Annotated in this window: 25 protein-coding genes and 1 riboswitch; of the genes, 17 read left to right on the top strand and 8 right to left on the bottom strand. The window is 67.1% G+C overall.

The features are described from left to right. Positions 1-33: 33 nt before the first annotated feature. The 4 genes from FQV39_RS22400 to FQV39_RS22385 all read right to left on the bottom strand — a co-directional run bounded on the left by FQV39_RS22400 (position 34) and on the right by FQV39_RS22385 (position 4,629). Positions 34-879, bottom strand: coding sequence for an ABC transporter permease (locus FQV39_RS22400; protein WP_149132310.1), 846 nt, complete (start codon positions 877-879; stop codon positions 34-36). 10 nt (positions 880-889) lie between these two features. Further along, entirely contained in the window at positions 890-1,831 is a 942-nt protein-coding gene (locus tag FQV39_RS22395; protein ID WP_149132309.1) for an ABC transporter permease, read from the bottom strand. A gap of 99 nt (positions 1,832-1,930) precedes the next feature. Next, on the bottom strand, positions 1,931-3,496 hold the full coding sequence (locus tag FQV39_RS22390; protein ID WP_149132308.1) for an ABC transporter substrate-binding protein: 1,566 nt from the start codon (positions 3,494-3,496) through the stop codon (positions 1,931-1,933). A 245-nt stretch (positions 3,497-3,741) separates the two neighbouring features. Beyond that, positions 3,742-4,629 (bottom strand): LysR family transcriptional regulator, encoded by an 888-nt coding sequence (locus FQV39_RS22385; protein ID WP_149132307.1) that lies wholly within the window; start codon positions 4,627-4,629, stop codon positions 3,742-3,744. 88 nt (positions 4,630-4,717) lie between these two features. Here FQV39_RS22385 and FQV39_RS22380 point away from each other — a divergent pair, with 88 nt between their 5' ends. The 5 genes from FQV39_RS22380 (at position 4,718) to pcaDC (ending at position 9,058) form a co-directional block, all read left to right on the top strand. Further along, entirely contained in the window at positions 4,718-5,158 is a 441-nt protein-coding gene (locus tag FQV39_RS22380) for a PACE efflux transporter (protein ID WP_149132306.1), read from the top strand. Between the two features lie 202 nt (positions 5,159-5,360). Then, positions 5,361-6,071 (top strand): CoA transferase subunit A, encoded by a 711-nt coding sequence (locus FQV39_RS22375; protein WP_149132305.1) that lies wholly within the window; start codon positions 5,361-5,363, stop codon positions 6,069-6,071. Continuing rightward, positions 6,071-6,733, top strand: a complete 663-nt coding sequence (locus FQV39_RS22370; protein WP_149132304.1) for a 3-oxoacid CoA-transferase subunit B — start codon at positions 6,071-6,073, stop codon at positions 6,731-6,733. The genes FQV39_RS22375 and FQV39_RS22370 overlap by 1 nt, the downstream gene beginning before the upstream one ends. Positions 6,734-6,771: 38 nt before the next feature. Next, positions 6,772-7,869, top strand: a complete 1,098-nt coding sequence (locus FQV39_RS22365) for a lyase family protein (protein ID WP_210251133.1) — start codon at positions 6,772-6,774, stop codon at positions 7,867-7,869. Positions 7,870-7,879: 10 nt separating this feature from the next. Next, positions 7,880-9,058, top strand: coding sequence for a bifunctional 3-oxoadipate enol-lactonase/4-carboxymuconolactone decarboxylase PcaDC (pcaDC, locus tag FQV39_RS34230; protein ID WP_149132302.1), 1,179 nt, complete (start codon positions 7,880-7,882; stop codon positions 9,056-9,058). A gap of 6 nt (positions 9,059-9,064) precedes the next feature. On the opposite strand, the gene FQV39_RS22355 is transcribed toward pcaDC, so the two are convergent. Next, the gene (locus FQV39_RS22355) at positions 9,065-9,940 is read right to left on the bottom strand and encodes a helix-turn-helix domain-containing protein (protein WP_187640019.1); all 876 of its coding nucleotides are present in this window, start codon (positions 9,938-9,940) and stop codon (positions 9,065-9,067) included. 130 nt (positions 9,941-10,070) lie between these two features. Between FQV39_RS22355 and pobA the strand changes: the two genes are divergently transcribed. The 6 genes from pobA to FQV39_RS22325 all read left to right on the top strand — a co-directional run bounded on the left by pobA (position 10,071) and on the right by FQV39_RS22325 (position 16,211). Continuing rightward, a complete protein-coding gene (gene pobA, locus FQV39_RS22350; RefSeq protein WP_149132300.1) occupies positions 10,071-11,243 on the top strand; it encodes a 4-hydroxybenzoate 3-monooxygenase in 1,173 nt (390 codons plus the stop codon). 270 nt (positions 11,244-11,513) lie between these two features. After that, positions 11,514-12,707: an ABC transporter substrate-binding protein gene (locus FQV39_RS22345; RefSeq protein WP_149132299.1), complete on the top strand. Its 1,194-nt coding sequence runs from the start codon at positions 11,514-11,516 to the stop codon at positions 12,705-12,707. A 173-nt stretch (positions 12,708-12,880) separates the two neighbouring features. After that, positions 12,881-13,744 carry a branched-chain amino acid ABC transporter permease gene (locus FQV39_RS22340; protein ID WP_149132298.1) on the top strand — a complete coding sequence of 288 codons (864 nt, stop codon included), beginning with the start codon at positions 12,881-12,883 and terminating at the stop codon, positions 13,742-13,744. Between the two features lies 1 nt (position 13,745). Then, complete coding sequence (locus FQV39_RS22335) at positions 13,746-14,753, top strand: branched-chain amino acid ABC transporter permease (protein ID WP_149132297.1); 1,008 nt, start codon at positions 13,746-13,748, stop codon at positions 14,751-14,753. Beyond that, positions 14,750-15,514: an ABC transporter ATP-binding protein gene (locus tag FQV39_RS22330; protein ID WP_149132296.1), complete on the top strand. Its 765-nt coding sequence runs from the start codon at positions 14,750-14,752 to the stop codon at positions 15,512-15,514. The genes FQV39_RS22335 and FQV39_RS22330 overlap by 4 nt, the downstream gene beginning before the upstream one ends. After that, positions 15,495-16,211 (top strand): ABC transporter ATP-binding protein, encoded by a 717-nt coding sequence (locus FQV39_RS22325; RefSeq protein ID WP_149132295.1) that lies wholly within the window; start codon positions 15,495-15,497, stop codon positions 16,209-16,211. The genes FQV39_RS22330 and FQV39_RS22325 overlap by 20 nt, the downstream gene beginning before the upstream one ends. Before the next feature lie 174 nt (positions 16,212-16,385). On the opposite strand, the gene ggt is transcribed toward FQV39_RS22325, so the two are convergent. Then, positions 16,386-18,062 (bottom strand): gamma-glutamyltransferase, encoded by a 1,677-nt coding sequence (gene ggt, locus FQV39_RS22320; protein ID WP_210251132.1) that lies wholly within the window; start codon positions 18,060-18,062, stop codon positions 16,386-16,388. Between the two features lie 138 nt (positions 18,063-18,200). Further along, a riboswitch (TPP riboswitch) is annotated at positions 18,201-18,328 on the top strand. An 88-nt stretch (positions 18,329-18,416) separates the two neighbouring features. Here ggt and FQV39_RS22315 point away from each other — a divergent pair. The 6 genes from FQV39_RS22315 to FQV39_RS22290 are packed head-to-tail and all read left to right on the top strand — an operon-like array spanning position 18,417 to position 24,249. Beyond that, on the top strand, positions 18,417-19,493 hold the full coding sequence (locus tag FQV39_RS22315; protein WP_149132294.1) for a LuxE/PaaK family acyltransferase: 1,077 nt from the start codon (positions 18,417-18,419) through the stop codon (positions 19,491-19,493). Positions 19,494-19,498: 5 nt separating this feature from the next. Continuing rightward, entirely contained in the window at positions 19,499-20,947 is a 1,449-nt protein-coding gene (locus tag FQV39_RS22310; RefSeq protein ID WP_149132293.1) for an acyl-CoA reductase, read from the top strand. Next, on the top strand, positions 20,937-21,734 hold the full coding sequence (locus FQV39_RS22305; protein ID WP_149132292.1) for an ABC transporter ATP-binding protein: 798 nt from the start codon (positions 20,937-20,939) through the stop codon (positions 21,732-21,734). Before FQV39_RS22310 ends, FQV39_RS22305 begins: the two co-directional genes overlap by 11 nt. Then, positions 21,731-22,480 (top strand): ABC transporter permease, encoded by a 750-nt coding sequence (locus FQV39_RS22300; protein ID WP_149132291.1) that lies wholly within the window; start codon positions 21,731-21,733, stop codon positions 22,478-22,480. The genes FQV39_RS22305 and FQV39_RS22300 overlap by 4 nt, the downstream gene beginning before the upstream one ends. Before the next feature lie 3 nt (positions 22,481-22,483). Then, positions 22,484-23,485 (top strand): ABC transporter substrate-binding protein, encoded by a 1,002-nt coding sequence (locus FQV39_RS22295; RefSeq protein ID WP_149132290.1) that lies wholly within the window; start codon positions 22,484-22,486, stop codon positions 23,483-23,485. Then, positions 23,482-24,249, top strand: a complete 768-nt coding sequence (locus FQV39_RS22290) for an SDR family oxidoreductase (protein ID WP_149132289.1) — start codon at positions 23,482-23,484, stop codon at positions 24,247-24,249. The genes FQV39_RS22295 and FQV39_RS22290 overlap by 4 nt, the downstream gene beginning before the upstream one ends. Positions 24,250-24,413: 164 nt before the next feature. Here the strand turns inward: FQV39_RS22290 and FQV39_RS22285 are convergent, their stop codons facing one another. Both FQV39_RS22285 and FQV39_RS22280 read right to left on the bottom strand, forming a co-directional pair. Continuing rightward, a complete protein-coding gene (locus FQV39_RS22285) occupies positions 24,414-25,367 on the bottom strand; it encodes a catechol 2,3-dioxygenase (RefSeq protein WP_149132288.1) in 954 nt (317 codons plus the stop codon). Next, complete coding sequence (locus FQV39_RS22280; RefSeq protein WP_149132287.1) at positions 25,364-26,473, bottom strand: 5-methyltetrahydropteroyltriglutamate--homocysteine S-methyltransferase; 1,110 nt, start codon at positions 26,471-26,473, stop codon at positions 25,364-25,366. The genes FQV39_RS22285 and FQV39_RS22280 overlap by 4 nt, the downstream gene beginning before the upstream one ends. Between the last annotated feature and the right edge of the window lie 17 nt (positions 26,474-26,490).

Here is a 26,490-nt window from a genome sequence, read left to right as displayed (position 1 = left end):
AGGCCTGGGGGAAGAGCGGAACGACGGCAGCCATCACAGAGCCTTCCTGAGACGCGGATCGAGCATGTCGCGCAGCCCGTCGCCGAGAACCTGCAACGACAATGCCACGAAGACGATGGCGAGGCCGGGGAAGCCAACGATCCAGAAGGCATCATCAGCATATTGCTGGCCGGAGGCGATCATGGTGCCCCAGGTCGGCGTTTCCGGCGGCACGCCGGCGCCGAGGAAGGACAACCCGGCTTCCGCCAGCACCGCGTAGGCGAAGATGAAGGTCGCCTGGACCAGCACCGGCGAAGCGATGTTGGGCAGGAGATGCACCGCCAGGATGCGCGGGGTCGAGACACCGATCGAGCGCGCCGCCTCGACGAAGGGCAATTCGCGCACGACCAGCGTCGAAGCGCGGATCACCCGGACCACGCGCGGCGTATAGACGATCGACAGCGCCAGGATGACGTTGCCAGCGGAGGCGCCGAGCACCGCGACAAGAAAGATCGCGAGCAGAATGTCGGGCAGCGCCATCAGCGCATCGACGAAGCGCATGATCGGCGCATCGAGCCGCTTGAAATAGCCGGCGATCAGGCCGAACGCCGTGCCGACTGTCACCGAGATCATCACTGTGGCGAAGCCGATGCCCAGCGATGCCCGCGCCCCCCAGATGATGCGCGAGAAGATGTCGCGGCCGAGTTCGTCGGTGCCGAACCAATTGACCTCGCTCGGCGGGCGCAGGCGCCGCGCGACACGCATCGCACCGGGATCATAGGGCGAGATCCAGGGCGCGAGCACCGCAAGGACGAAGGCCACCGCGAGCACGAGGGCGGCGACGAGCACGAGCTTGCGCCGGAACAGGCTGCGGAAGAAGGCGAGGACGGGAGAATTCATCGTCGCCCCCTCAGTAGCGGACACGCGGATCGACGAGCGTGTAGATCACGTCGATGAGGAGGTTGATCAGGACGTAGATCCCGGCGACCGCGAGCAGCGCCCCCTGGATCACGGGGTAGTCGCGCCGCAACACCGCCGAGACGACGAGGTTGCCGACGCCCGGCAGCCCGAACACCGTCTCCGTCACGATCGCACCGCCGATCAGCAACGCCAGCGTCAGGCCGAGCACGGTGATGACCGGGACAAGCACATTGCGGAAGGCGTGCCGCAGCAGGACGCGCCGCTCGGACAGCCCCTTCGCCCGCGCCGTGCGCAGGAAGTCGGCGTCGAGGATGTCGAGCATGCTGGCGCGGGTGAAACGCGTGATCAGCGCGGAATTGACCACGCCGAGCACCGCGGACGGCAGCAAGAGGTGCTGGAGCCGCTCGGCGAAGCTGGCTTCCGGCGATCCGTAGCCGGCGACAGGGAACCAGCCGAGCTTGACCGCGAAGAGCTGGATGAAGATCAGGCCGAGCCAGAAGCTCGGGATATTGGCCGCCAGCATGGCGAGCCCGCTGACGGCCTGGTCGACCGGGCGCCCGCGCCAGACCGCCGAGGCGATGCCGGCGGGGATGCCGATCGCCGCGGCGATCGCGAGCGAGAACATCGCCAGGAAGAAGGTCGGCTCGGCGCGCTCGAGCAGCGCCTGTGTCACCGGCCGCTGCAGGAAGATCGACTGGCCGAGATTGCCGCTGGCGACCTCCTTCAGCCACAGGAAGAACTGCAGCAGCATTGGCTTATCGAGGCCATAGGCGGTCCGCAGCCGCGCGATGTCCTCCGCCGTCGCCTGGTCGCCCAGCATCAGCGCCGCCGGGTCGCCCGGCGCCAGCCGCGTCAGGAAGAAGACCAGCGCGGCGACGATGAAAAGCACGAGCAACAGGCCGGCGAACCGGCGTCCGATATGCGCGAGCATCCGATACGCTCCGTTGGCGAAGGCGGGCTTGTCTGGAAACCGGTCCAGCGCAGCCTGTGCAGCACCGGGCCGGTCACGAGGCCGGTTATCCCGGCCGGGTCACTTGGCCAGGCCGACGTTCCAGAAGGACGGCCAGGGCATCGCGGCATAGCCGGTCATCTTGGCCGAGGCGCCGGAGAGCGCGCCGAAATTGCCGGCACGGATATAGGGCACCTCGTCGTACACGACCTGCTGGACCTTGCCCCAGAGCGCACCGCGCTTGACCGGGTCCGGCTCGGCGTTGAAGGCGGAAAGGGCGGCTTCCTTGGCCGGGCTCGACCACCAGCCGGGCGCACCTTCGCCGAGCTGCGGCGGCGAGAGCATCGGCTCGGGCAGGAAGGCCGAGTGGGTGATGTAGATGTCCCACAGCGCCGGATCGCCGCGCCGCTGGATCAGCGTCGCCCAGTCGACGACGTCGAGCTGCACCTTGAAACCGGCCGCCTTCATCTGTTCGGCCAAGACGAGCGCCATGCGATGATGGAAGTCGTACTGCTTGGAGTTCAGGATGCGGATCGGCGTGCCGTCATACTTGGCCTCGGCGAGCAGCTTCTTGGCGCCGGCGGCGTCGGCCTTGCTGTACTTGTCCTTGCCGGCCTCGGAGAAGAAGGGCGAGCCCTTGGGGAAATGCTCGGCAGCGGTCGCGAAGAACTTCGGCTCGCCGAAACCCGCCATCAGCACCTCTTCGAGGTCGAGCGCCATCTGGAAGGCCTGGCGGACCTTCGGATCGGCCATCGGGCCCTGCTTGGTGTTGGTCGGGAAATAGGGGAAGCCGAAGGGCATGGTCAGCACGGCGCGCGCCGCGCTCGCGCCGGACAGCTTCTTGAAGCTCTCGACCGGAAGCTGGTCGGAGAACTGGTACTGGCCGGCGATCACGCCCTCGACCCGGGTATTGGCGTTCGGCACGGGGATGAAGCGCAATTCGTCGATCTTCGCCTCGCGCTTGCCGGCATAGCCGGAGGCCGGCTCGCTGCGCGAGGCATAGCCCTCGTGCTTCACCAGCACGACGAACTGGTCGGGCTTGCGCTCGCGGAACTTGTAGGGGCCGGTGCCGACGAACTCGGTCAGCGGGTTGGCGATCGATTCCTTCGCCATGATCGCGGCAAAGCCGGACGGCAGCGCGAGATGCGCCAGCAGCGACGGCTCGACCTTGTTCAGCACGATCTCGACCGTCGTCGGCCCCTTCGCGGTCAGGCTGGCGAGGCTCTTCGCCAGGCCCTTGCCGCGCGGCGTCATCTCGAACCAGCGCTTGAGCGAGGCGACGACGTCCTCGGAATCGAGATCGCGGCCGTTGTGCAGCTTCACGCCCTTGCGCAGCTCGATCGTGTAGGTCTTGCCGTCGGCCGAGACGGTCGGCAGCGCGGCGGCGAGCATCGGCTGCGTCGCCCAGTTGGCGTCGAAGGTGAACAACGGCTCGTAGACATGTTGCATGATAGTGCCGACGAGATCGGCGGTCGACGCCATCGGATCGAGCGACTGCGGCTCGCCGACCATGGCGAGGTTCGCGCTCGAAGCCGCCTGGGCCCAGCCGGCAGCCGGAGCCAGCATTGTCGAGGCAGCGAGACCGGCCGCGAGGCCGCCCAGGCCACGCCGCGTCAGGGCAGCGCGAGAGAAGGAATCGTTCTGCATAATCACTCCCCACATCAAGCCGCACCTCGGCGGCATTATGAAATTTTATTACCGATATAGATAGTACGACGCCGCCCCACGTGACAAGTCAGAGAGTCGCATTCCAGCACGAATGCCGATTTTCTCCCGATTTCGCTTCCGCATTCAACGGAAAGCTCGATCGCGATGTGTAATTTAATTCCCTATTCCGGGCATGAGGAAGCCCCGCGACGCCTCAAGGCTCACGCAGACGAAGGCCAATGCGATCAGGTCGCATCAATGCGTGCGGCAGCAAAGCGCTCGCGCAGCCAACTCGCCGCCGGCCCGCAGGGCCGCTGCTTGTGCCAGACCATCTCCAGCGCCACGGGCAAGTCGAAATTATCGAACTGCAGGTCGGGCGTGACGAGGGCGGCCGCCACTGGTGAATGCTCGATGACGTAGCTGGAGACGAAGGCCCAACCAATGCCCTGCCTCACAAGTTGCAGGATAACCCAGTGGCTCTCGACCCACCAGACCTCGGCCGCGACCCGTAGGCGCTGCTTCTCCGGCCCATCGCCGCGCGCCGCGATAAGGATCTGGCGGTGCCGCTTGAGATCTTCCCAATCGACGCGAGTGCCGGCCAGCGGATGCCCCTTGCCGCAGACGAGCTTGATCGGCACCCAGCCGACCGTCTGGAAACCGAGCTCCGGCGGCAGCGTCTCCTGCCGCCACATCACCCCAATATCGGCCTGCCCCGCCAGGACGAGCTGGCTGACATCCTCCATCAGCGGAAACAGCAGCTCCAGCTCGACATGCGGGAACTGCTGCGCGAAATCCGCGAAAAGCGTACCGAGCAGATGTTCCGGATAGAGCTCGTCGATCGCGACCACCAAGCGTTTCTCGACATGCGCCTCGAAGCCGCTGGCGACGCCGACCAGATGCTCGCGCCGATCGAGAATCACCTTCGCCTCGCGCAGCAGCCGCTCGCCTGCCGCCGTCAGCACGGGGTTGCGGCCGGCCCGGCTGAACAGCGCGATTCCGAGATCCTCCTCCAGATTGGCGACCTGCGTGCTGACGGCCGACTGCGCCTTGCGGAGGACCCGCCCCGCCGCGGAGAAGGAGCCATGCTCGGCGGCAGCGACGAAGGCTTCCAGCTGCTCGAAGGAAACGCTCATCTATCTGAAATCCAGATACGATCTAACTTGAGGTACCGGATCTTGGCGATAGAAAGCGGCGCGTCAACGAGAACAACAGGTGTTTTGAATGTCGATGCGCTCCTTTCCCGACCGGGTTCGCCATACCGTACTGTTCGAGGTGATCGGACTGGCGCTGGTGATTCCCGGCGGCGCTCAGCTCTTCGGCCTGCCGGCGACGCATATGGGCGTGATCGGCGTCGGCTCGGCCACCGTCGCAACGATCTGGAATTTCTTCTTCAACCTCGGCTTCGACCACGCCATGCACCGGCTCGTCGGGCACACGCGGAAGAACATCCCGACACGCGTGCTGCATGTGCTGCTGTTCGAGGGCGGGCTGCTTGTGCTGCTGTTGCCGCCGATCGCCTGGTATCTCGGCATGGGCCTGTGGGAGACCTTCCTGATGGATCTTGCCATCGTGATCTTCTACGTAGTCTACGCCTTCCTGTTCAATCTGACCTACGATCGGGTCTTTCCGATCCCGGGACCGGAGCGGCTGGCCGCTGCCTGAAGCCCGGCTGCAAGACCGAGCTCCCCGACATTGCGTGAAGGCCGTGCCGCTCTTGCGTTGCAGCCATGGACATTCTCCCGCGTTCGTATTTTGATCGCTCCGGAAACTTTGGACCGGCCTGATCGCGGCGCCCTCGGCGCCGCAGTCGGGCCGGAACACCGAAACGAATGCCGCGGCGCCAAGCCGCGCCCATGGAGGACCGATGACGCGCAAGATTTACGACGGCCCTGCGGCTGCGCTGGAGGGGCTGCTTTTCGATGGCATGACGATCATGTCCGGCGGCTTCGGCCTGTCGGGCAACCCGGAGAGCCTGATCCCGCAGATCCGCGATTCCGGCGTGAAGAACCTGACGGTGATCTCGAACAATGCCGGCGCCGACGGCTTCGGCCTGTGGATGCTGCTGCAGACCCGGCAGGTGAAGAAGATGATCGCCTCCTATGTCGGCGAGAACAAGCTGTTCGAGCAGCAGTACCTGGCCGGCGAACTTGAGCTCGAGCTCAACCCGCAGGGCACGCTGGCCGAGCGCATCCGCGCCGGTGGCGCCGGCATCCCGGCCTTCTACACCAGGACAGGCGTCGGCACCGTTGTTGCCGAGGGCAAGCCGGTCGAGGAATTCGAGGGGCAATCTTACGTCCGCGAAACCTGGCTCCGGGCCGACCTCGCCATCGTCAAGGCCTGGAAGGCCGACACCGCCGGCAACCTCGTCTACCGGCGCACCGCCCGCAACTTCAACCCGAACATGGCGACCGCCGGCAAGGTGACGGTGGCCGAGGTCGAGGAGATCGTGCCGGTCGGTTCGCTCGATCCCGAAGCGATCCACACCCCCGGCATCTATGTCGACCGCATCATCAAGAGCACGATCAACGAGAAGCGCATCGAGAAGCTGACCGAGCGCAAGAGGGAGGCAGCCTGATGGCCTGGACCCGCGAGGAGGTCGCCGCGCGTGCGGCCAAGGAGCTGCAGGACGGCTTCTACGTCAATCTCGGCATCGGCATCCCGACGCTGGTGGCGAACTACATTCCCGATGGCGTTGATGTGACGCTGCAGTCGGAGAATGGGCTGCTCGGCATCGGCCCCTTTCCCTATGAGGGCGAGGCCGACCCCGACCTGATCAATGCCGGCAAGCAGACGATCACGGCGCTGCCGAGCTCCAGCTTCTTCTCCTCGGCCGACTCGTTCGCGATGATCCGCGGCGGCCATATCGACCTGACCATTCTCGGCGCTATGGAAGTCGCGGCCAATGGCGACATCGCCAACTGGACCATCCCCGGCAAGATGGTGAAGGGCATGGGCGGCGCGATGGATCTCGTCGCCGGCGTCAAGAAGGTCATCGTCGTGATGGATCATGCCAACAAGGCGGGCGAATCCAAGGTGCTGGAGCGCTGCTCGCTGCCGCTGACCGGCGCCGGCGTTGTCGACCTGATAATCACCGACCTCTGCGTCATGAGCTGCGACAAGGAGAAGGGCGGCGGGCTCACCCTGATCGAGCTCGCGCCCGGCGTCACGCTCGACGAGGTCAAGGCCAAGACGGCGGCTGCCTTCGCTGTGGCGCCGAGCCTCGCCAAGGCCGCGTGAGCGGGTTCCTCCGCTCGAGGCCGGCGACAACCGAAGCCATGTTGGCCGTGTTCTCGGACACGGCCACGCTTCGGTATGCGCTCGCCTTCGAAGCCGAACTCGCCCGCGCCGAGGCAGCGGAGGGGCTGATCGCCCCTGACGCGGCCGAGGCAATCGCAGCGCTTTGCGCGACGGTCACGATCGACCCAGCCGAGCTTGCAGAGGAGGCCGCGCTCGCCGGCACGCTGGCGATCCCGCTGGTGGCGCGTTTGCGCGCTGACCTGACGGGCGAGGTAGCCAAGACCCTCCACAAGGGCGCGACCAGCCAGGATGTCGCCGACACGGTGCTGGCCTGCCAGATCCGCGCCGCGAGCAGCCTTCTCGACGGCGATCTCGTCCGCGTGACGACGGCACTCGCTGCACTGGCACAACGCCATGCCGCGACCCCGGCCATCGGCCGTACCCTGCTGCAGGATGCGCTGCCGATCGGCTTCGGACTGCGCATCGCGCATTGGCGGACCGGCGTGGCGGAAGCGGCTACCCGCTTGCGCCGCGAGGTCGAGGCCGGTGCGACGCTGCAGTTCGGCGGTGCCGCCGGCTCGCGCGCCGGGCTTCGCGGCAAGAGCGCTGCCGTATCCGCCCGGCTCGCCGCCGCCCTCGACTTGCCTGACGCAGCACCCTGGCACGCGCGCCGCGGCGGCATCGCGGGGATCGCGACGGCACTCGCCATCGTCATTGGCGCGTTCGGCAAGATGGCCCGCGACGTTTCGCTTCTGGCGCAGAACGGCGTCGGCGAGGCCCGCGAACCCGCGATCCCAGGCCGCGGCGGCTCCTCCGCCATGGCCCACAAGCGCAACCCCACCGGCTGCCAGGTCGCGCTCTCCGCCGCCCTGCGGGCGCCCGGCCTCGTCGCCGGCGTCCTCGCCGGCCTTCCGGCCGAGCAGGAGCGTGGCCTCGGCGGCTGGCAGGCCGAAGGCCCGGCCTTGGCCGAGCTTTTCCTTCTCGCTGCGGGCGCGGCCGACGCCATGGCAACGGTGTCGGAAGGGCTGGAGATCGACGAAGCCGCCATCGCCCGCAATCTCGCGGCAGCCGGTGTTGGAACCGATATCGGCGAGAGCCCAGCGCTGACCGCCGCGCTGCTCGCGCAAAACGACTGAGGGACGGACGATGCCTTTCGCAACGAGAAGCGGCGCCCGCATCTATTGGAAGCTCGAAGGCGCGGACGACAAGCCGGCGCTCGTGCTGCTGAACTCGATCGGCACCGATCTCGGCCTCTGGGATGCGGCGATGCTCGCTCTCCTGCCCTCCTTCCGTGTCCTGCGGCTCGACACCCGCGGCCACGGCGCCTCCGACGCTCCCGGCGGTGACTACACGCTCGCCCAGATGGCGGGCGATGTCGCCGCCGTCATGGACGCAGCCGGCATTGAGCGGGCCGCGGTCGCCGGTGTCTCGCTTGGCGGCATGATTGCTATGGAGCTGGCGCTTTCCCGGCCGGAGCGCGTCTCGGCGCTGGCGCTGATCTGCACCTCAGCCACCATGGACCGGGCAGCATGGCAGGATCGCGTCGACAAGGTCCGCGCTGGCGGCACGGCGGCGATCGCCGATCTCGCCATGCAGCGCTTCCTCTCTCCGGCCTTCGCGGCCGGCCAGCCTGCGGTCGCCGAAAGTGTCCGGCGCGGTCTCGTCGCCATGGCGCGCGAGGGCTATGCCGGGGCCGGCGCCGCCATCCGCGACATGGATCTGATCGACAGGCTCCCCGGTCTCGCCTGCCCGACACTCGTCGTCGTCGGCGAGCGCGATGCCTCCACCCCCTTCACCGGCCATGGCGAGAACCTCGTCGCCACCATCCCCGGCGCGAAGCTGGAGCGGCTCGACTGCGGCCATCTCGCTCCCCTCGAAGCGCCCGCCGCCCTGGCCGGCTCCCTGCGCGCCTTTCTCTCGCCGGGGGCCGATGTCGCGGATGCGGCCGAAACCCTGTTCGAGGCCGGGCTGAAGAACCGCCGCCGCGTCCTCGGCGACGCCTGGGTCGACCGATCGCTCGCCAACCGCACGTCGTTCAATGCCGAGTTCCAGGCGATGATCACCCGCATCGCCTGGCAGGAAATCTGGAGCCGGCCCGGCCTCGACGATCGCACGCGCCGCTTGCTCGTGCTCGCGATCACCGCAAGCCTCGGCCGCTGGGAAGAGTTCCGCCTGCATGTCCGCGCCGGGCTGACTCGCGGCGGCTTCACCGCCGACGACCTCAAGGAGGTGCTGATGCAGACGGCGATCTATGCTGGCGTACCGGCTGGCAACACCGCCTTCGCTGAAGCTGCGGCGGTGATGAAGGAGATCGAAGCGGGCTGACCAGCTTCAGGGCTTCGCCCTGTAGTCCGAGGGCGACACCCCCGCGCGCTTGGCGAAGAAGCGCGAGAAATAGGCGGGATCGGAAAAGCCCAGCCGGAACGAGATCTGCGAGATCGACATCGCGGTGTAGACCAGATCGCGCCGTGCCTCGATCATCAGCCGGTCCTGGATCACGCGCGCCGCCGAATGGCCGAGCAATTCCCGGCAGCTACGCGACAGATGCGGCACCGAGGCGCCGAGCGTGCGCGCATAGTCAATCAGCGCATCGTGGTGCTGGAAGCGCGCCTCGACCTGTTCGACGAAACGGCGGACCAGTTCGGCCCGCGCGTCCCGCGCCGGCTCAGTGACCGCCCGTGCCCCGCGCATGGCCTGCACGAACCAGGATGCGATCAGGTCGGCATAGGCGCCGAGCGAGAACTCCCGCACCGGCAGGTTTGCCGCGAATTCGCTCATCGCCAGCCGCATCATCGCGTCGAGCGCAGCGAATTGGGACCCGTCAACCGACACGTGCAGCACCGCCGCCGCCCCGAGGAGCGCGCGCGCTTCCGGTTCGCAGGCGAACAGGCGTTTCAGCGAGGTCGCGGCCGCGCTGGCGACGAAGCCGTTGGTGCCGTCGAGGAAGGCGAATTCGTGGATCGTCGATGGCGGCAGCAGCAGCACCGACCCTGGCGTGAGACCATGCTCGCGGCCGTCGACGCGGGTCCGGCCGCCGCCCTCCGTGACCAGAAAGAACTGGAAGAGATCGTGGTGCAGATGCGGCTGGATCGTCCAGCCATGCAGCGAGCTGCGCGCCATGATCGGTTCGATATGCAGCGCGTCGGGGAAGCGGTCCGTCAGGCGTTCGCCATAGAGCCAATAGGCGGGAACGGTCCGGCCGGGCATTCCCTTACTCAGGATCGATTTGTCCAAGACAATGCGCGAATCCTCCATTCCGTCGACTACAGCGAATGCATTATTCTTAACCTGCGGATCGAACGGTGCAAATCGTCGTCCCGCGGGAGGTCAAAAAAGAATGCGAACGCAGGTCGCCATCATCGGCGCCGGCCCGGCCGGTCTGCTGCTCGGGCAGCTTCTGTCGCGCGCCGGCATCGACAACGTCATCCTGGAGCGGCGCAGCGCCAGCTACGTCTTGTCGCGCATCCGTGCGGGCGTGCTCGAGCAGGGCATGGTCGATCTCCTGCACGAAGCGGGCGTGGGCGAGCGGCTCGATCGCGAAGGCCTCGTCCATGACGGCTTCGCTCTGGCCTTCCGCGGTGCGCTCCACCGCGTCGACCTCAAGGAACTCAGCGGCGGCAAGACAGTCACCATCTACGGCCAGACCGAGGTGACGCACGATCTCATCGATGCCCGCCAGGCACTCGGCCGCCCGGCGATCTACGAGGCAGAGGATGTCACGCTGCACGATTTCAACGGCGCCTCGCCGCGCGTGACCTTCCGGGCGAACGGGCGGACCGAGGAGCTGCACTGTGACTTCATCGCCGGCTGCGACGGCTATCACGGCGTGTCGCGCCGCTCCGTCCCGACAGATGCGCTGCATGTCTTCGAGCGCGTCTACCCATTCGGCTGGCTTGGCCTGCTGGTGGATCGCCCGCCAGCGGCGCATGAACTGGTCTATGCCAATCACGAGCGCGGCTTCGCGCTGTGCTCGATGCGCTCGGCCGGGCGCAGCCGCTACTACATCCAGGTTCCGCTGGCGGAGCGGGTCGAGAACTGGTCGGACGACGCCTTCTTCGACGAGCTGCGCCGACGCCTGCCCGCAGCGGTGGGCGATGCGGTGATGACCGGCCCTTCGTTGGAGAAGAGCATCGCGCCGCTGCGCAGCTTCGTTGCTGAACCGATGCGCTTCGGCCGGCTCTTCCTCGCCGGCGACGCCGCCCATATCGTGCCGCCGACCGGAGCCAAGGGGCTCAACCTCGCCGCCAGCGATGTGCGCTATCTCTTCGACGCCCTGCGCGAGCACTACCGCGACCGCTCCGATGCCGGTCTCGACGCCTATTCGGCCCGGGCGCTCGCCCGCGTCTGGAAGGCGGAGCGCTTCTCCTGGTGGATGACGAACCTGCTGCATCGCTTCCCGGAGAAGGATGGTTTCGGCCAGCGCATCCAACAGGCCGAGTTCGACTATCTCACTCAGTCGCGGGCGGCGGGTATCACCATCGCGGAGAACTATGTCGGCCTGCCCTATTAGAGCCCGTTCCACAGGGCAGGACGAGCAAGCGGGACGGGAAGATCATCTCTTTGCCCAATCATCGAAATGAATTCACCTTGGGGGCTGTTTCGACCTGATGGATTCCAGCATCGAAAGGCGATGGGCATTGCCCTCGGGCGAAAAATTGCGTTGGTGACAACAAGAGCCGGACGCCGCCGCATGGCGATCCGGCGAGGAACGGACGGCGACGATCGCCGCACGGCAGAGGACACAGCCGCAGCGGCGCACGATATCGGGAGGTAGAGGACAATGCAGAAGACATCCTTCGGCCGGTTGCTGCGCGCTGGCGCCCTGGCACTCGCTGGTGCCTGGGGCCTGAGCGTCGCGGCCAGCGCCGACACCATCAAGGTCGGCATCATCGGGCCCTTCTCCGGTCCCTTCGCCCTGCAGGGCAAGAACTTCCAGGCCGGCGCCGAGGCCTGGCTGGCGCAGAACGGCAAGACGGTCGCCGGCCACGATATCGAGCTGGTCTATCGCGACCTGCCGACGGCCAACCCGCAGCAGGCCCGCGCGCTGGCGCAGGAATTGATCGTCCGCGACAAGGTGCAGTATCTCGGCGGCGTCTATTTCACCCCGGATGCGATGGCGATCACCCCGCTGCTGAAGCAGGGCAACGTGCCGCTGGTGATCTTCAACGCCGCGACCTCGGCGATCATGACCTCCTCGCCGCTGGTGGTGCGCACCTCCTTCACCACGGCGCAGACCGCGACGCCGATCGGCAAGGCCGCGGTGGACCGCGGCATCAAGAAATTCGTCTCCGTGGTCACCGATTACGGCCCGGGCGTCGATGCCGAGGGCGCCTTCAAGAAGGCGATCGAGGCTGCGGGCGGCGAGGTCGTCGAATCGATCCGCATGCCGCTCAACACCACCGAGTTCAGCCCGATCATGCAGCGCATCCGCGATGCCGGCGCGCAGGGTGTCTTCGCCTTCCTGCCGTCCGGCCCGCCGACGCTCGGCTTCGTCAAGGCTTTCAGCGACACCGGCCTGAAGCAGGCGGGCGTCAAGCTCTTCGCCACTGGCGACCTGACGCAGGAATCCGACCTGCCGGCGCTCGGCGAAGCGGCCTCCGGAATGGTGACCTCCTTCCACTACGCCGTCTCGCACGACTCCGAGATCAACAAGCGCTTCGTCGCCGCCGCCGACAAGGCTATCGGCGCGCCGGACCTGCTCTCCTTCCCGGCCGTCGGCGCCTATGACGGCATGTTCATCATCTCCAAGATGATCGCGGCGACCGGCGGCAAGCAGGACGCCGAAAAGGCGGTCGAGGCGGTTAAGGGCCTCGCCTGGGAAAGCCCGCGCGGCCCGGTCAAGATAGATCCCGAGACCCGCCACATCACCCAGACGATCTATCTGCGCGAGGTCGCCAAGGATGCGCAGGGCCGCTGGATCAACAAGGAGATCGCCGGCGTGCCGGACCAGAAGGACCCCGGCCTGGCGAAGTGAGCGCGTCGGTTTCGCTTGAACCGCGCGTCATTCCGGGCTTGCCCCGGAATCCATCGTTGGGTGCAGAGCTTTATGATGGATTCCGGATCGGCGCCGCTTCGCGGCTTGTCCGGAATGACGGTGGTGTTTTCACCCGAATACAATACGCCTGAGCATCGGGAAGGCCCGCACTCATGCAGACCGCGCTGAGCATCGCCATGGACGCCTTCGCCTATGGCATGGCGCTGTTCATCATCTGCATCGGCCTGTCGCTGACGATGGGGCTGATGCGGGTGGTCAACCTCGCCCATGGCGCCTTCGCCATGATCGGCGGCTACATTGCCTCCTATGCCGCGCGCGACCTCGGTCTCGGCTATGGCTTCGGCATCCTGCTCGCCATGGTCGGGACGGTTCTGCTCGCCATCCCGCTGGAACGCCTGCTCTATCGCCGCATCTACGATCGCAGTGAGCTCTCGCAGGTGCTGATGACGATCGGCATCACCTTCTGCGTCATCGGCATCACCAACTACTTCTTCGGCCCGACGCTGAAGACGATCCCGCTGCCGCCGGAGCTGGCGCGGCCGATCGATCTCGGCTTCCGCAGCATCGCCGGCCACCGCCTTTTCGTCATCGCGAGCGGCCTCGTCGTCGCGGGCGGACTCTGGTTCCTGATCGAGCGCACCGGCTTCGGCATCCATCTGCGCGCCGCCGTCGAGAATGCGCCGATGGCCCGCGCGCTCGGCGTGCGTACCGAAATCATCTATGCCGCGAGCTTCGCGCTCGCGATCGGGCTCGCGGCCTTCGGCGGCGTGGTCGGCGCCGAGTTCCTGCCGATCGAGCCCTATTACGCGCTACGCTACATGGTGACCTTCCTGGTCGTCGTCTCGGTCGGCGGCGCGGGCTCGATTCCCGGTGCGCTCGCCGCCTGCCTGCTGCTCGGCGCCATCGACGTCACCGGGCGCTATCTCGTGCCGGATTTCGGCAATTTCTTCTTCTATCTCGCGGTGATCCTGGTGGTCTGCACCTTCCCCCGCGGCCTGATGGGGCGGGCTCAGTAAGATGGCTGAAGCCACACTCCCTCGTCCATCCGCCCATCGCCTCCGACCGCTCGGCCGCGATCTCATCGGCCTGGTGTTGATCGCGCTCGTCGGCCTCGCCGGCTATGTGCTCTTCCCCGACAACCTCGCCTTCCTGACCCGCGTCATCTCAGTGGCGCTGCTCGTGCTCTCGCTCGACCTGATCGTCGGCTTTTGCGGCATCGCCTCGCTCGGCCAGGGCGCGCTCTATGGCGCCGGCGCCTATGCCGCCGGCATCGCTTGCGTCCATGGCGTGACCGAACCCTTCCTGCTCATCCTGATCGGAGCCGCCGCAGGCGCCGTGATGGGGCTGCTCACGGGCACGGTCATGCTGCGCGCCCATGGCCTGCCGCAGCTCGTGCTCTCGATCGCCATCGTCCAGCTGCTGCACGAAGCCGCAAACAAAGCCTCCTCGATCACCGGCGGCAGCGACGGCCTCTCCGGCATGATCCCCGCCCCGCTCTTCGGGATCTTCGAGTTCGATCTCTGGGGCCGCAGCGCCTATCTCTTCGGGCTCGCTTTGCTCATCGTCGTCTTCGCAGCGCTGCGCTTCATTACGCGCTCGCCCTTCGGCATGATCTGCCGCGGTCTCAAGGAAGACCCGCTGCGGATCAGCGCGCTCGGCATCTTCGCCTTCCCGGTGCTGCTCAAGATGTTCGTCATCTCCGGTGCCGTCGCCGGCATGGGCGGCGCGCTCGCGGCCATCGCGACGCAAGTTGTCGGGCTCGACAGCATCAGCTTCGAGATCTCCGCCAACGCCCTCGTCATGCTGGTCCTTGGCGGCATCGGCCATCTCTATGGCGCGCTGATCGGTACCGTGATCTTAATGGCGCTCGAACACGTTGTCGCTGCGATCAACCCCTTCCACTGGATGACGCTGGTCGGCGCCGTGCTCATCGCCATCGTGCTCTTCGCCCCGCGGGGCCTGTCCGGCACGCTGGACGAAGCCGCCCGATTGCTCACGCGCAACCGCTGGGGGGCCCGCCCATGAGTGCGGTCTTCGAGGTCTCGCATCTCTCGAAGGAGTTCGGCGGCCTCAAGGTCAGCCGCGACATCTCGCTCGCCATGGCCGAAGGCGAACGCCTCGCCCTGATCGGCCCCAACGGCGCGGGCAAGACCACCTTCGTCAATCTCGTCACCGGCCGCATCCCGCCAAGCGCGGGCCATGTCCGCCTCGCTGGCGAGGACATCACGGGCCTGGGCGCCGTGAAGCGCGTGCGGCGCGGCCTCGTCCGCACCTTCCAGGTCACCCGCCTCTTCCCCGACATGACGCCGGAAGAGCATGTCGTCATGACCATCCTGCAGCGGCTCGGCCGGGCGACACGCATCTTCGCCCGTTTCCACGGCGATTCCGAAGCACGCGACGAAGCCGCCGAGGTCCTCGCCACCCTCGGGCTCACCGAAGTCGCGCGCCGCAAGGTCGCGACCATCGCCTATGGCCAGCAGCGCCTGCTCGAGATCGCGATCGCTCTGGCGCAACGCCCGAAGGTGCTGCTGCTCGACGAGCCGGCAGCCGGCGTGCCTTCCGCCGACACGCCACGCATCGAGGAGGCCCTGGCCCGCCTGCCCCCCTCGCTCGCCGTGCTGATGATCGAGCACGACATGGACCTCGTCTTCCGCTTCGCCAAGCAGGTCGTGGTGCTGGCCGCCGGCGAACTCATCTTCCAGGGTCTGCCGGCTGACGTCGCCAAAGACCCCAGGGTCCGTGAAGCCTATCTCGGGAATTACGCGCATGCCGGCAGCCACGCTTGACGTTCGGGACTTAAGCGCCGGCTACGGCCAGACCCATGTGCTGGAGGAGGTCTCCTTCTCCGTGCCGGCGGGCGGGCGCCTCTCCATCCTCGGCCGCAACGGCATGGGCAAGACCACGCTGATGGCGAGCCTGATGGGGCTGACCCGCCGCTATGCCGGCGGCATCAGCCTCGGCGGCACCGACGTCACCGCGCTCGGCACAGCGGCACGCGCCCGCGCCGGCATTGGCCTCGTCCCCCAGACCCGCGAGGTGTTCAAGGGGCTGACCGTCGAGGAAAACCTCTTCGCCGGGTTGAAGGGCCGCCCGCGCAGCGCGATCGAGGAGGCCTATGCACTGTTTCCGCGTCTGCAGGAGCGCCGCCGCAACATGGGCTCGCAGCTCTCCGGCGGCGAACAGCAGATGCTGGCGACAGCCCGCACCATCCTCGGCCAGCCCTCGGTGCTCCTGCTCGACGAGCCACTTGAAGGCCTCGCTCCCGTCATCTGCGACATGCTGATGGAGGCCTTCACCCGGCTCGCGGCAAGCAGCGCGATGACGATCCTCTTCGTCGAACAGCGCCTGGAAAGCGCGCTTGATTTTGCCGAGGACGTGATCATCCTCGAGCGCGGCCGGATTGTCTGGTCGGGCAAGCCCGCCGCGCTGCGCAGCGATGCCACGGTGCTCGAGCGCTATATCGGCGTCGGCGGGCTGCACTGACGAAACGTCAGAACCCGACTGAGCGCTCATCCTGAGGAGCAGCCAACGGCTGCGTCTCGAAGGATGCTCCAGAGGGCTCCAGAGCTCCTGAAACATCCTTCGAGACGGCCCTTCGGGCCTCCTCAGGATGAGGGCTCGGATTGGAGATCAGACAGCGAATACCGCCGCTGCCGCTTAAATGCTGAAGCGCGCACCGGCGCGGGCAAGCCCGCCGGAGATGGCGACCGGCGTGCCGTCGGCGCGCCAGCAGGCGGCGCCCGTCAGCGTGCCGTCCGGGTTGAAGGCGATGGCGTTCATGCCACCGGCGACGCGCGGCGAACGCACGATCCTGTGGCCGCGCGCCGCAAGCTCCTGCGCCACGGCCTCGGGAATCGCCTCTTCGAGTTCGAGCACGCCACCCTCGGTCCAGACGCGCGGCGCCTCGACCGCCTCCTGCAACGTCATGCGATGGTCGATCAGGTTGACGATCGCCTGCAGCGCCGAGGGAAAGATGCGCAGAGCGCCGGGCAGGCCGAGCGCGAAGGCGAGCCTGCCCTCCTTCAGCGCCATCATCGGCGCCATCGAGGTGAAGACCCGCTTTCCCGGTGCGATCGAGAGCGCCCGGCCGGGATGCGGGTCGAAGTTGAACATGTAGTTGTTGGCGATCATTCCGGTGCCGGGGATCTGGACGCAGGCTCCGAACAGCCCGTTGATCGTCTGCGTCGCGCTGACGACGTTGCCCTGCGCATCCGCAACGGTGACATGGGTCGTGTCGGCAGACTCGCCGCCTGACAGCCCCGCCGTCCAGCTCTTCGCCCGGCCCAGCTCGATCAGCGCGCGCCGCTCAGCGGCGTAGTTCTTGTCGATCAGCCTATCGACGGGAACCTTGACGAAGGCGGGATCGGCGGTCGCCACTGCCCGGTCGGCGAAGGCGATCTTCAGCGCCTCGGCCAGCAGGTGCACGGCATCCGTCGAGCCGAAGCCGAGCGCGCCGATGTCGTAGCCTTCGAGGATATTGAGCATCTGCGCGATATGCACGCCCGAGGACGAAGGCGGCGGCGGGCCGATGATCTCGTAGCCGCGATAGGAGCCGCGGATCGGCTGGCGCAGTTCGATGCGGTAATTGGCGAGGTCAGCCTGATCGATCAGCCCGCCATTCGCGGCCATGTAGTCGGTCAGCGCCCGCCCGAGCCGCCCGCCATAGAGCGCCTGCGGTCCTTCCGCCGCGATCAGCTTCAGGCTTGCGGCATAATCGGACTGGATAAGCCGCGCGCCGGACTGGAGCGGCTGGCCGCCCGGCAGCAGGAGAGCGGCAAGACTCGGATCACGGGCAAGATCAGCGGCATTGTCGGTGATGCAGTTCGAGAGATAGGGCGTGACGACGAAGCCGCGCTCCGCCAGCCCGATCGCCGGCTGCAGCACCTCGGCCAGCGGCAGCGTGCCGAAGCGCGCCAGCGCCTCGCACCAGCCCTTGAGCGCGCCCGGCACGGCGACCGCCTTGGCGCCAACCACGTTCTCGCGATCGCGCGTATCGCGCTGCCTGCCGATCTCGTCCGAGAGGCAATCATACATATCGGGCGTCGCATGGACCGGTGCAGTCGAGAGATTGTCGATCACGACATGGCGCCCATCGGCGAGGCGAATATGGCTCAAGCCCCCGCCGAGAATGCCGACCATCATCGGCTCGGCGACGGTCAGCGCGAACAGCGAAGCCACCGCCGCATCGATCGCATTGCCGCCGGCGAGCAGCATCTGCGCACCCGCCGCCGAGGCAAGCGGATGGTTGGTGACGACCATCCCGCGCGAGCCGGTGGCCGGCTTCTTCTCGCAGGTGAAGGAGGCGATGCGGGGCGGCGGTGCGGAAACGTTCATGGGCGGCACAGAAACGGTTTTGCAGGCCGGCGTCGAGCCTCTTCTTCGACATGCGCGCCATGTCCCGGCTTCTCGCCGAATACAACGGGCCCTGCGCCGGCAACGCTTGACAAGCCATGGCCCGAAGCCCCACCTAAACCTTGTTCCCAGGGGGGCCTCGCTAGGAGGCTGAGATTCCGCCGGCCGGGCTTTAGGCCCGGCAACGCGGTGACCCTACGAACCTGATCCGGATCATGCCGGCGTAGGGATGCGGGACATGCGGCCGTCGAGGCCCTGATTCCAGCTTGCGCCCATGATCCTGTCGCGATCGACGCTCTCGGATTGCCCGCGAGCGTCCGGACGGAGTGGGCCGCAGTGACGCAAGCCGAGATCATCGAGGCGCTCCTGGCGTTCATCGCGCTTCCCGATGCGTCGGAAGCCGAATTCGAGGCGATGGCGCTGAAGGTTTTCGCCTATCAGTTCCGCAACAACGAGCCCTATAAGCGCTTCGCCCTGCAGCGCGGCCGCACGCCGCTCTCGGTCAGGCGCTGGCGCGACATCCCGGCCGTGCCGATCACCGCCTTCAAGGACCTGACCCTGAGTTGCAGCCCGCCGGAAGCGGCGGAGCGCGTCTTCATGACGAGCGGCACGACACAAGGGATACGCGGCCGCAGTTACCATCCAACGCTCGCCGTCTGGAGCCGCTCGATGCTGGTCAACTTCCGCAAGCGCTTCATGCGCGGCCGCGAGCGCATCCGCATGGGCATCCTCTTCCCCGACGAGACGGAGCTGCCCAATTCCTCTCTCGCGCACTACCTCGGCCTCGCCCGGCGCGAATGCGGCACGCCCGACTCCGAGGTCTTCATCGGCACGGCCGGCCTCGATTTCGACCGTTTGCTGCCGACGCTCGCGCAAGCCGAAGCGAGCGGCGAGCCCTATGCCCTGCTCGGCGCGAGCTATTCCTTCGTACCGCTGATGGATGCGCTTGCGGCAAGCGGCCGGCGCTTTTCCCTGCCGGAAGGCAGCCTCATCCTCGACACCGGCGGCTTCAAGGGTCAGTCGCGCGAGCTCGGGCCGGACGAGTTCTATGACGGTCTCGCCGCCGCCTTCGGCGTGCCGCGCTCATCCTGCATCAACATGTACGGCATGACCGAGCTGAGCTCCCAGCTCTACGACGATGGCAATGCGGCCTGCCCGTCGGTCAAATCCGGCCCGCACTGGATCCGCAGCCGCGTGATCGATCCGCTGACCGGAGCGGACCTGCCGGAGGGCCAGCGCGGCGTCATCGTCCACCACGACCTTGCGCATTTCAACTGCGTCTCGGCAATCCTGACCGAGGATGCCGGCGAGATCGTGCCGGGCGGCTTCAAGCTGTTCGGCCGAGTCGATGGCGAAGCCTCTAAAGGCTGCTCCGTCGCCGTGGCCGAATTCCTGGCGGCAGCGCGAGGCTGACTGACGTGATCGAGCATGCGGGCCATCTGCCGGGCCTGAGCCGCGAGACGCTGCGCTGGCGTAAGGTCAGCCATAGCGCCTGGGGTGAGAGTGCCACCATTGCGCTGCCGGAGCTCGACGAGGCGCAGGCCGCGGCTCTTTGCGCGCATGTCCGCAGCAACGCCCGCGCCCGGCTGAAGCGGATGGACACCGCACGCATCGTCGCTGCGATCGACGCCGCCATCGCGCGCCTGCTCGACCGCGCGCACCCGCTGCGACGCAAGGCCGAATATCTGCTGCCGATCGTCACCGGCTATGATCGCGAAACCGTCCGCCTCGGCTTGACCGGCTATCTCAAGACCTTCCGGCGCCCGCAGCTCCTGCGCTTCCTGGCCGAGGATTTCGCCAATCCCGCCGTGCTCGACGGCTTCCAGCCGACGCCCAAGGGCGGCTATCTGCGCGCCCATGGCCCGGAGCTGCTGCTGCATGTCTGGGCCGGGAACGTCCCGGCGCTCTCGCTCTGGAGCCTGATCTGCGGGCTCCTGGTCAAGGCTGGCAGCATCGGCAAGCTCGCTTCGGCCGAGCCGCTGACCGCCGGCTGGTTCGCCAGCCTCATCACCGAGATCGACCCGGAACTCGGCGAATGCCTCGCCATCGTCTGGTGGAAGGGCGGCGAAGCGGCTGCCGAACCCGTTTTCCTGCGCGAGGCCAATACCGTTATGGCCTATGCCGGCAACGACACGCTCGAAGCCCTGCGCGCCAAGCTGCCGATCACGACACGCTTCCTTCCGCATGGCCACAAGATCGGCTTCGGCGTGATCGCGCGCGAGGCGCTCGACAGCCGCAAGGCGCCGGCGCTTGCCCGGCTCGCCGCTCATGACGTCGCCCGCTACGAGCAGCAGGGCTGCTATTCGCCGCAGATGCTCTTCGTCGAACGCGGTGGACGGGTCAGCCCCGCCGAATTCGCCCGTTACGTCGCGCGGGAGCTCGGCGCCCTCGCCCACCGCCATCCGCGTCGCGCCCTCTCGCAAGGCGAAGCCACCTCCATCGTCGCCTGGCGCGGCGCACAGGAAATACGCGCCTTGGACGGCGGAACCGAACTGTTCGGAGAGCCCTCCGATACGTGGAGCATCGTCCATGTCGATGCAGCCGAGGACCTAAGCCCAACGGGTCTCAATCGCACGCTCAAGCTGGTTTCGGTCGAGAGCCTCGACGATGTCCCGGCCCTCGTCGCGCCTCATCGCAGCTTCCTGCAGACCGCGGGCGTTGCGGCGGCGCCGGAGAGGCTGTTTCGGCTCGCCGAGGGGCTCGGCGCGGTCGGTGTCACCCGCATCGCCCCGCTCGGCCGCATGACGGCGCCGGAAGCCGGCTGGCACCATGACGGGCGCTTCAGCCTGCTCGATCTCGTCACCCTGACCGAGGTCGAGCAGAGCGCGGAAGCGGCGGCGGAAGGGTTCGCACCCTATGTCGACTGACCTCCCCACACCCGGATTCGTCGCGATCGAGCAGGTCCGCTATCGCTATGGCGCGGCGGGCCCCGCGATCGTCGACGGCGTCGACTGGGTCATCCCGCGCGGCGAGATCCACTGCCTGCTCGGCCGCAGCGGCTGCGGCAAGACCACATTGCTGAAGCTCGCCGCCGGCCTGCTCAGGCCGACCGAAGGCGCCATCCGCATCGGCGGCGAGGCGCTGCATGGCCCGAGCCCCCGCGCCGGCTTCGTCTTCCAGGCTCCGACCCTGCTCGACTGGCTGAGCGCGCTCGACAACGTCCTGCTGCCGGTCTCGCTGAAGCGCCGCCCGACCGCCGCCGACCGCGACGCCGCGCTCGATCTGCTCGCCCGGGTCGGCCTTGCGGACTTTGCGGCGCGTCGGCCTACCGAGCTCTCCGGCGGTCAGCAGAGCCGCGTCGCCGTCGCCCGCGCGCTGGTCGGCCAGCCGGATCTGCTGCTGCTCGACGAGCCTTTCGCCGCGCTCGACGCCCTGACGCGCGAGGAATTGCAGGACGACCTGCTGCGGCTCTGCACTCTCCATGGCACAACCGCGCTCTTCGTCACCCATGATATCGGCGAGGCCGTCTATCTCGCCGACAAGGTCGCGGTGATGGCCGCCGGCCGCCTCAGTCATGCACGCCGGATCGAGCTGGCCCGGCCGCGCCATCGCGACATGCGCTACGCTCCCGGCTTCGCCGCCGCTTGCCATGAGCTGCGCGACGCCATGGACGGCGAGACTGTCGCCGTCGCAAGCCGGAGGCCGGCGGCATGACGGCGCGCCTGCCCTCCCTCCTGCTGCTGTTTGCCCTTCTCGCGGGCTGGGAAGCCTGGTGCCGGCTCGGCGGCCTGTCGGCGCTCGTCCTACCGCCGCCCTCGGCCGTGCTCGCGACGCTGTGGAGCGAGATCGCCACGGGCCGACTCTGGCCACATCTCGCCGTAACCGCGGCGGAGATGGCACTGGGCTTGGGCATCGGCACCGTCGTCGGCCTCGGCATCGGCATCCTGCTGGCGGAAGTGCCTGCGCTCAGCCGGCTGCTGCGCCCTTATGTGCTGGCGAGCCAGCTCGTGCCCAAGCTCGCGCTCGGCCCGCTCTTCATCATCTGGTTCGGCTTCGGCATGACGCCGACGGTCGTCATCACCGCGCTGATCTGCTTCTTCCCGCTGATGGAAAACACGCTGACCGGAGTGAGTGAGATCGATCCGGCCCGGCGCGAGCTCTTTCGCATGCTGGGCGCGAGCCGTCTCCAGACCCTGCTGCGCCTCAAGCTGCCCGCCGCCCTGCCCGTCATCATGGCTGGCCTGCGCGTCGCGGTCGTGCTCGCGCTGGTCGGCGCGGTGGTCGGCGAGTTCATCGGCGGGCGCATCGGGCTCGGCGCCTCGATCATTGCCGCCCAGAGCGTGATGGATTCAAGCCTGATCTTCGCGCTCTTCATCGTCATCACTGCTCTGGGAATGCTGCTCTACGAGGCCGTGCGCCTGCTCGAGCGCCGCGTCCTGCACCGCTTCTCGAAAGGCTAGACCATGCCAGCCCTCCGCACCCTGCCCGGCATTCTCCTGCTCGCCCTGTCCTGGCTGGCTGCCGCGCCTGGCTCAGCCCAGACGCTCGACAAGGTCACCGTCGCCGGCTGGAGCCAGCCGATCAGCGAGATCACCAACCTGCTGGCCGAGCCGGACAAGGGCTTCTTCAAGGCGAAGGGCATCGCGCTCGACTATGTGCCCGGCAATGGCGGCGGCGCAGCACTGCAAACCCTGATCGCGGGGCAGGCCGACATCGCCTTCACCGATCCCGCCGCGTTCTATCTCGCGCTCGACAAGGGCGAGAAGCTCGTCGCGATCTACAACATCTACCCGCAGAACGTCTTCAACGTCGTCGCGCTCAAGGGCAGCGGCATCCGCACCGCCGCCGATCTCAAGGGAAAGCGCATCGGCGTCTACAGCCTTGCCAGCGGCACCTACCAGAACCTGCTCGTGCTGCTGCATCAGGTGGGCCTCACTGAGAAGGACGTCACCATCCAGCCGACCGGCCTGCTCAATTTCGCCCCGCTGATGCAGGGTCAGGTCGATGCGACCGCAGCGACCGATACCGGCCTCCTTGTCGCCCGCGCCAGGGGCTTGGGCGAAGCCAACGTCATCGAGGTCCGCGACCAGCTCAACCTGCCGAGCGACATCTTCGTCGTGAAGGAAGCCTTCTACGAGCAGAGCAAGCCCCTGCTGAAGCGCTTCCTTGCCGCCTATCGCGACTCCGCCGCCTGGATGATCGCGAAGCCCGAAGAGGCCGCGCGCCTCGCCGTCACTCGCGCCATCAACGGCCGCGACGAGGCTGTGAATCTCGAGATCATCAAGCTGCGCAACCTCTCCAGCATCTCGCCGACGACCGAGCGCGAGGGCCTCGGCCGCTTCGATCTCGAAGCCCTGCAGAAGGGCGCCGACACCTTCCGCAGCCTCGGCCTGGTCGCCCGCACGCTCGACATGAAGCAGGTCGTGAAGAGCGACCTGATCCCGCAGAAGGACGGTGCGCCGTGAAGTTCCGCGACCGGGCTATCCTCGTCACCGGCGCGAGCCGCGGCATCGGTGCGGCGATCGCCAAGGCCTTCGCGGCCGAAGGTGGGATCGTCATCATCAACTACCGGGCAAACGAGGCGGCGGCCGAGGCCGTTGCTGCCGAATGCCGCGCGCTCGGCGGCGAGGCCTTGGCCATCGCGGCCGACGTCACCTCCGCTGAAGCGGTCGCCGCCATGGCCGAGCGCATCGCGGAGGAGGTCGGCCGGCTCGACGTCGTCGTCAACAATGCCTTCGCGCCCTATCGCTTCGACCCCGACAACCGCACCCGCTTCTGGGAGACGCCCTGGGAGGCTTATGGCCAGCAATTCGAGGGCGCGGTGAAGGCGGCCTATATGGTCTGCCGGGCGATGCTGCCGCTGCTCCAGCGCCGCAGCGGCGCCAGCATCGTCAATCTCGCGAGCGATCTGGTGACGCGGCCGAGCATCCCCTATCACGACTACACCACGGCCAAGGCGGCGCTCATCGGCTTCAGCCGCAACCTCGCGGCCGAGCTCGGCCCGCTCGGCATCCGGGTGAATTGCGTCGCGCCCGGGCTGGTCTACCCGACGCAGGCGAGCGAGACGACACCGGAGGAGGTGCGCGAGATGCTGATCGCGCAAACGCCGCTGCGCCGCATCGCGACGCCGATCGATGTCGCCGGCCCGGTGCTCTTCCTCGCCAGCCATTGGAGCGGCTTCATCACCGGCCAGACACTGCATGTCGATGGCGGGCTGGTGATGGCCTGAGCAGCCAGAATCCTCCATTTCTCTGGAAAAAGCCCGTCATTCCGGACAAGCCGCGTCAGCGGCACCGATCCGGAATCCATCGTAAAGCGCCACGCTCTTCGATGGATTCCGGGTCTTCGCTCCGCTTCGCCCGGAATGACCACGCGTTGACTAAGCAGCGGTCTCTACGACGCCGGCGGCGTGCCGTGCGTGTGGAAACTCTCGATGGTCTTGAGCCCCCAGGCCTGCCCCTTCTTCCGCTCGGTCTCGGTCCAGGTCACGGTCTGCCAGTCCGGATCAAGGATCAGGCGCGCGCCGGCATTGGCGATCTCGACGCGGTTGCCGGCCGGCTCGTAGACATAGAGGAAGAAGGTCTGCTGCACCGCGTGCTTGTGCGGACCGGTCTCGATGAAGACGCCGTTCTCGAGGAAGAGATCGGCCGCCTCCAGGATGTGCTCGCGCTGGTCCACCGCATAGGTGACGTGGTGGAAGCGCCCCTGCGCCTTGGTGTGGTCGCGGGTATAGGCGATGTCATAGCTCTTGTTGTTGATGGTGAACCAGCAGCCGCCGACCTCGCCCGAATCCAGCACGATCTGCTCGGTGATGCGGCTGCCCAGCGCCTTCGGCATGAAGTCGCGGATCACCGCGACATCCTGCGCCAGCAGGTTGAGATGATCGAGCCGGCGCACGGCACAGCCGCGGCCATGGTTACGCTGCGCCTGGTTTTTCAGCGCCGGCCGCTCGCTTTCGGGCGCCACATACTTGTTCGTGTCGAAATAGATCTCGAAGACATGGCCGTCCGGGTCGCGGAAGCGATAGGCGCGGCCATGGCCGAGATCGCCCTCGCTCCAGCCGATGCCGGCCCCCATCGCCTCGATCGCGGCGACGCGGCGCAGAAGCGCCGCCTCGCTCGCGGCGCGATAGCCGATATGGCCGACGCCGGTGGTGTTCGACGCCGTAAGCTTCAGCGTGTGGAACTCGTAGTCGTCCCAGGCGCGCAGATAGACGGAATCGCCCTCACGCCCGCTCTCCGTCAGCCCGAAGATGTTGACGAAGAAGTCGAGGCTCGCCTCGGGTTTGTTGGTGAAGAGTTCGACATGGCCGAGATGGGCGATGTCGAAACAAGGTTCGCTGCTCATCCCCAGACGTCCTTGGCGACTTCGAGGATGCGCGAGAGCTTGGCCCATTGCTCGTCCTCGGCCAGCACATTGCCCTCCTCGGTGGAGGCGAAGCCGCATTGCGGCGACAGGCAGAGCTGTTCCAGCGGCGCGTATTGCGTCGCCTCCTCGATGCGGCGCTTGAGATTGTCCTTGCTCTCGACCGTGCCGAACTTGGAGGTGACGAGGCCGAGCACGACCTGCTTCTCGCCCTTGGGCAGGAAGCGCAGCGGCTCGAAGCCGCCGGAGCGGTCGTCGTCCCATTCCATGAAGTAGCCGTCGACATCGATCTGGTTGAAGACGAGATCGGCCACCGGCTCATAGCCGCCCGAGGCGATGAAGGTCGATTTGAAGTTCCCGCGGCAGGTATGGGTGGTGATCTGCATGTCCGCCGGCTTCGCCTTCAGCGCGGCGTTGAGCACATCGCGATAGGTGAAGATCAGCTTGTCCGGATCGTCGCCGCGATCGGCCAGCATCTTGCGCTGCTCAGGATCGCAGAAATAGGACAGGCTGGTGTCGTCGAGCTGCAGATAGCGGCAGCCGGCATCATAGAAGGCCTTGATCGCTTTGGCGTAGGCCTTGCCGAGGTCGTCGTAGTAATCCTCCATCTTGAGATAGGCGCTCGGATCGATCGCCTTCCGCCCACCGCGATAGTGCAGCATCGACGGGCTGGGGATGGTCATCTTCGGCACGCGGTTGGTGATCGAGGCCAGGAATCTGAAATGCTGGAGATGCGGATGATCCGCCGGGAAGTCGAGCTTGCCGGTGACGCGGATGCCGTGCCCTTTGGTGGCGACGCCCTTGAACTGGATTCCTGAGTCGGTCGCGTAGCTGGTGACGCCGGTCAAACCGTCGAGGAAGTCGAAATGCCAGAAGGCGCGGCGGTATTCGCCGTCGGTCACCGCCTGCAGCCCGATCTCCTCCTGCTTCCTGACGAGTTTCCTGATCTCCTCGTCCTCAATCCTGGTCAGTTCGGCATGATCCATCTCGCCGGCGGCGACCTTGGCGCGCGCCTCCTTCACCGGCGCGCTGCGCAGCAGGCTTCCAACCATATCGCCCCGGAACGGTGGCTTGTTTCTCTGTGTCATGGCGTTTCCTCCCGGTT

Origin of the sequence: Bosea sp. F3-2 (assembly GCF_008253865.1) — a bacterium.
Lineage (GTDB): Bacteria > Pseudomonadota > Alphaproteobacteria > Rhizobiales > Beijerinckiaceae > Allobosea.
This window is presented reverse-complemented; position numbering and strand designations above follow the sequence as displayed.

Bases quoted from the DNA above. Each gene is read 5' to 3' on its own strand.
- pcaDC (WP_149132302.1), top strand. From the start codon at position 7,880: ATGCCTTTCGCAACGAGAAGCGGCGCCCGCATCTATTGGAAGCTCGAA.
- FQV39_RS22295 (WP_149132290.1), top strand. From the start codon at position 22,484: ATGCCAGCCCTCCGCACCCTGCCCGGCATTCTCCTGCTCGCCCTGTCC.
- FQV39_RS22395 (WP_149132309.1), bottom strand. From the start codon at position 1,831: ATGCTCGCGCATATCGGACGCCGGTTCGCCGGCCTGTTGCTCGTGCTT.
- FQV39_RS22345 (WP_149132299.1), top strand. From the start codon at position 11,514: ATGCAGAAGACATCCTTCGGCCGGTTGCTGCGCGCTGGCGCCCTGGCA.
- FQV39_RS22330 (WP_149132296.1), top strand. From the start codon at position 14,750: ATGAGTGCGGTCTTCGAGGTCTCGCATCTCTCGAAGGAGTTCGGCGGC.
- FQV39_RS22370 (WP_149132304.1), top strand. From the start codon at position 6,071: ATGGCCTGGACCCGCGAGGAGGTCGCCGCGCGTGCGGCCAAGGAGCTG.
- FQV39_RS22280 (WP_149132287.1), bottom strand. From the start codon at position 26,473: ATGACACAGAGAAACAAGCCACCGTTCCGGGGCGATATGGTTGGAAGC.
- FQV39_RS22285 (WP_149132288.1), bottom strand. From the start codon at position 25,367: ATGAGCAGCGAACCTTGTTTCGACATCGCCCATCTCGGCCATGTCGAA.
- FQV39_RS22325 (WP_149132295.1), top strand. From the start codon at position 15,495: ATGCCGGCAGCCACGCTTGACGTTCGGGACTTAAGCGCCGGCTACGGC.
- pobA (WP_149132300.1), top strand. From the start codon at position 10,071: ATGCGAACGCAGGTCGCCATCATCGGCGCCGGCCCGGCCGGTCTGCTG.
- FQV39_RS22390 (WP_149132308.1), bottom strand. From the start codon at position 3,496: ATGCAGAACGATTCCTTCTCTCGCGCTGCCCTGACGCGGCGTGGCCTG.
- FQV39_RS22300 (WP_149132291.1), top strand. From the start codon at position 21,731: ATGACGGCGCGCCTGCCCTCCCTCCTGCTGCTGTTTGCCCTTCTCGCG.
- ggt (WP_210251132.1), bottom strand. From the start codon at position 18,062: ATGAACGTTTCCGCACCGCCGCCCCGCATCGCCTCCTTCACCTGCGAG.
- FQV39_RS22375 (WP_149132305.1), top strand. From the start codon at position 5,361: ATGACGCGCAAGATTTACGACGGCCCTGCGGCTGCGCTGGAGGGGCTG.
- FQV39_RS22380 (WP_149132306.1), top strand. From the start codon at position 4,718: ATGTCGATGCGCTCCTTTCCCGACCGGGTTCGCCATACCGTACTGTTC.
- FQV39_RS22335 (WP_149132297.1), top strand. From the start codon at position 13,746: ATGGCTGAAGCCACACTCCCTCGTCCATCCGCCCATCGCCTCCGACCG.
- FQV39_RS22305 (WP_149132292.1), top strand. From the start codon at position 20,937: ATGTCGACTGACCTCCCCACACCCGGATTCGTCGCGATCGAGCAGGTC.
- FQV39_RS22355 (WP_187640019.1), bottom strand. From the start codon at position 9,940: ATGCCCGGCCGGACCGTTCCCGCCTATTGGCTCTATGGCGAACGCCTG.
- FQV39_RS22365 (WP_210251133.1), top strand. From the start codon at position 6,772: ATGTTGGCCGTGTTCTCGGACACGGCCACGCTTCGGTATGCGCTCGCC.
- FQV39_RS22400 (WP_149132310.1), bottom strand. From the start codon at position 879: ATGAATTCTCCCGTCCTCGCCTTCTTCCGCAGCCTGTTCCGGCGCAAG.
- FQV39_RS22340 (WP_149132298.1), top strand. From the start codon at position 12,881: ATGCAGACCGCGCTGAGCATCGCCATGGACGCCTTCGCCTATGGCATG.
- FQV39_RS22385 (WP_149132307.1), bottom strand. From the start codon at position 4,629: ATGAGCGTTTCCTTCGAGCAGCTGGAAGCCTTCGTCGCTGCCGCCGAG.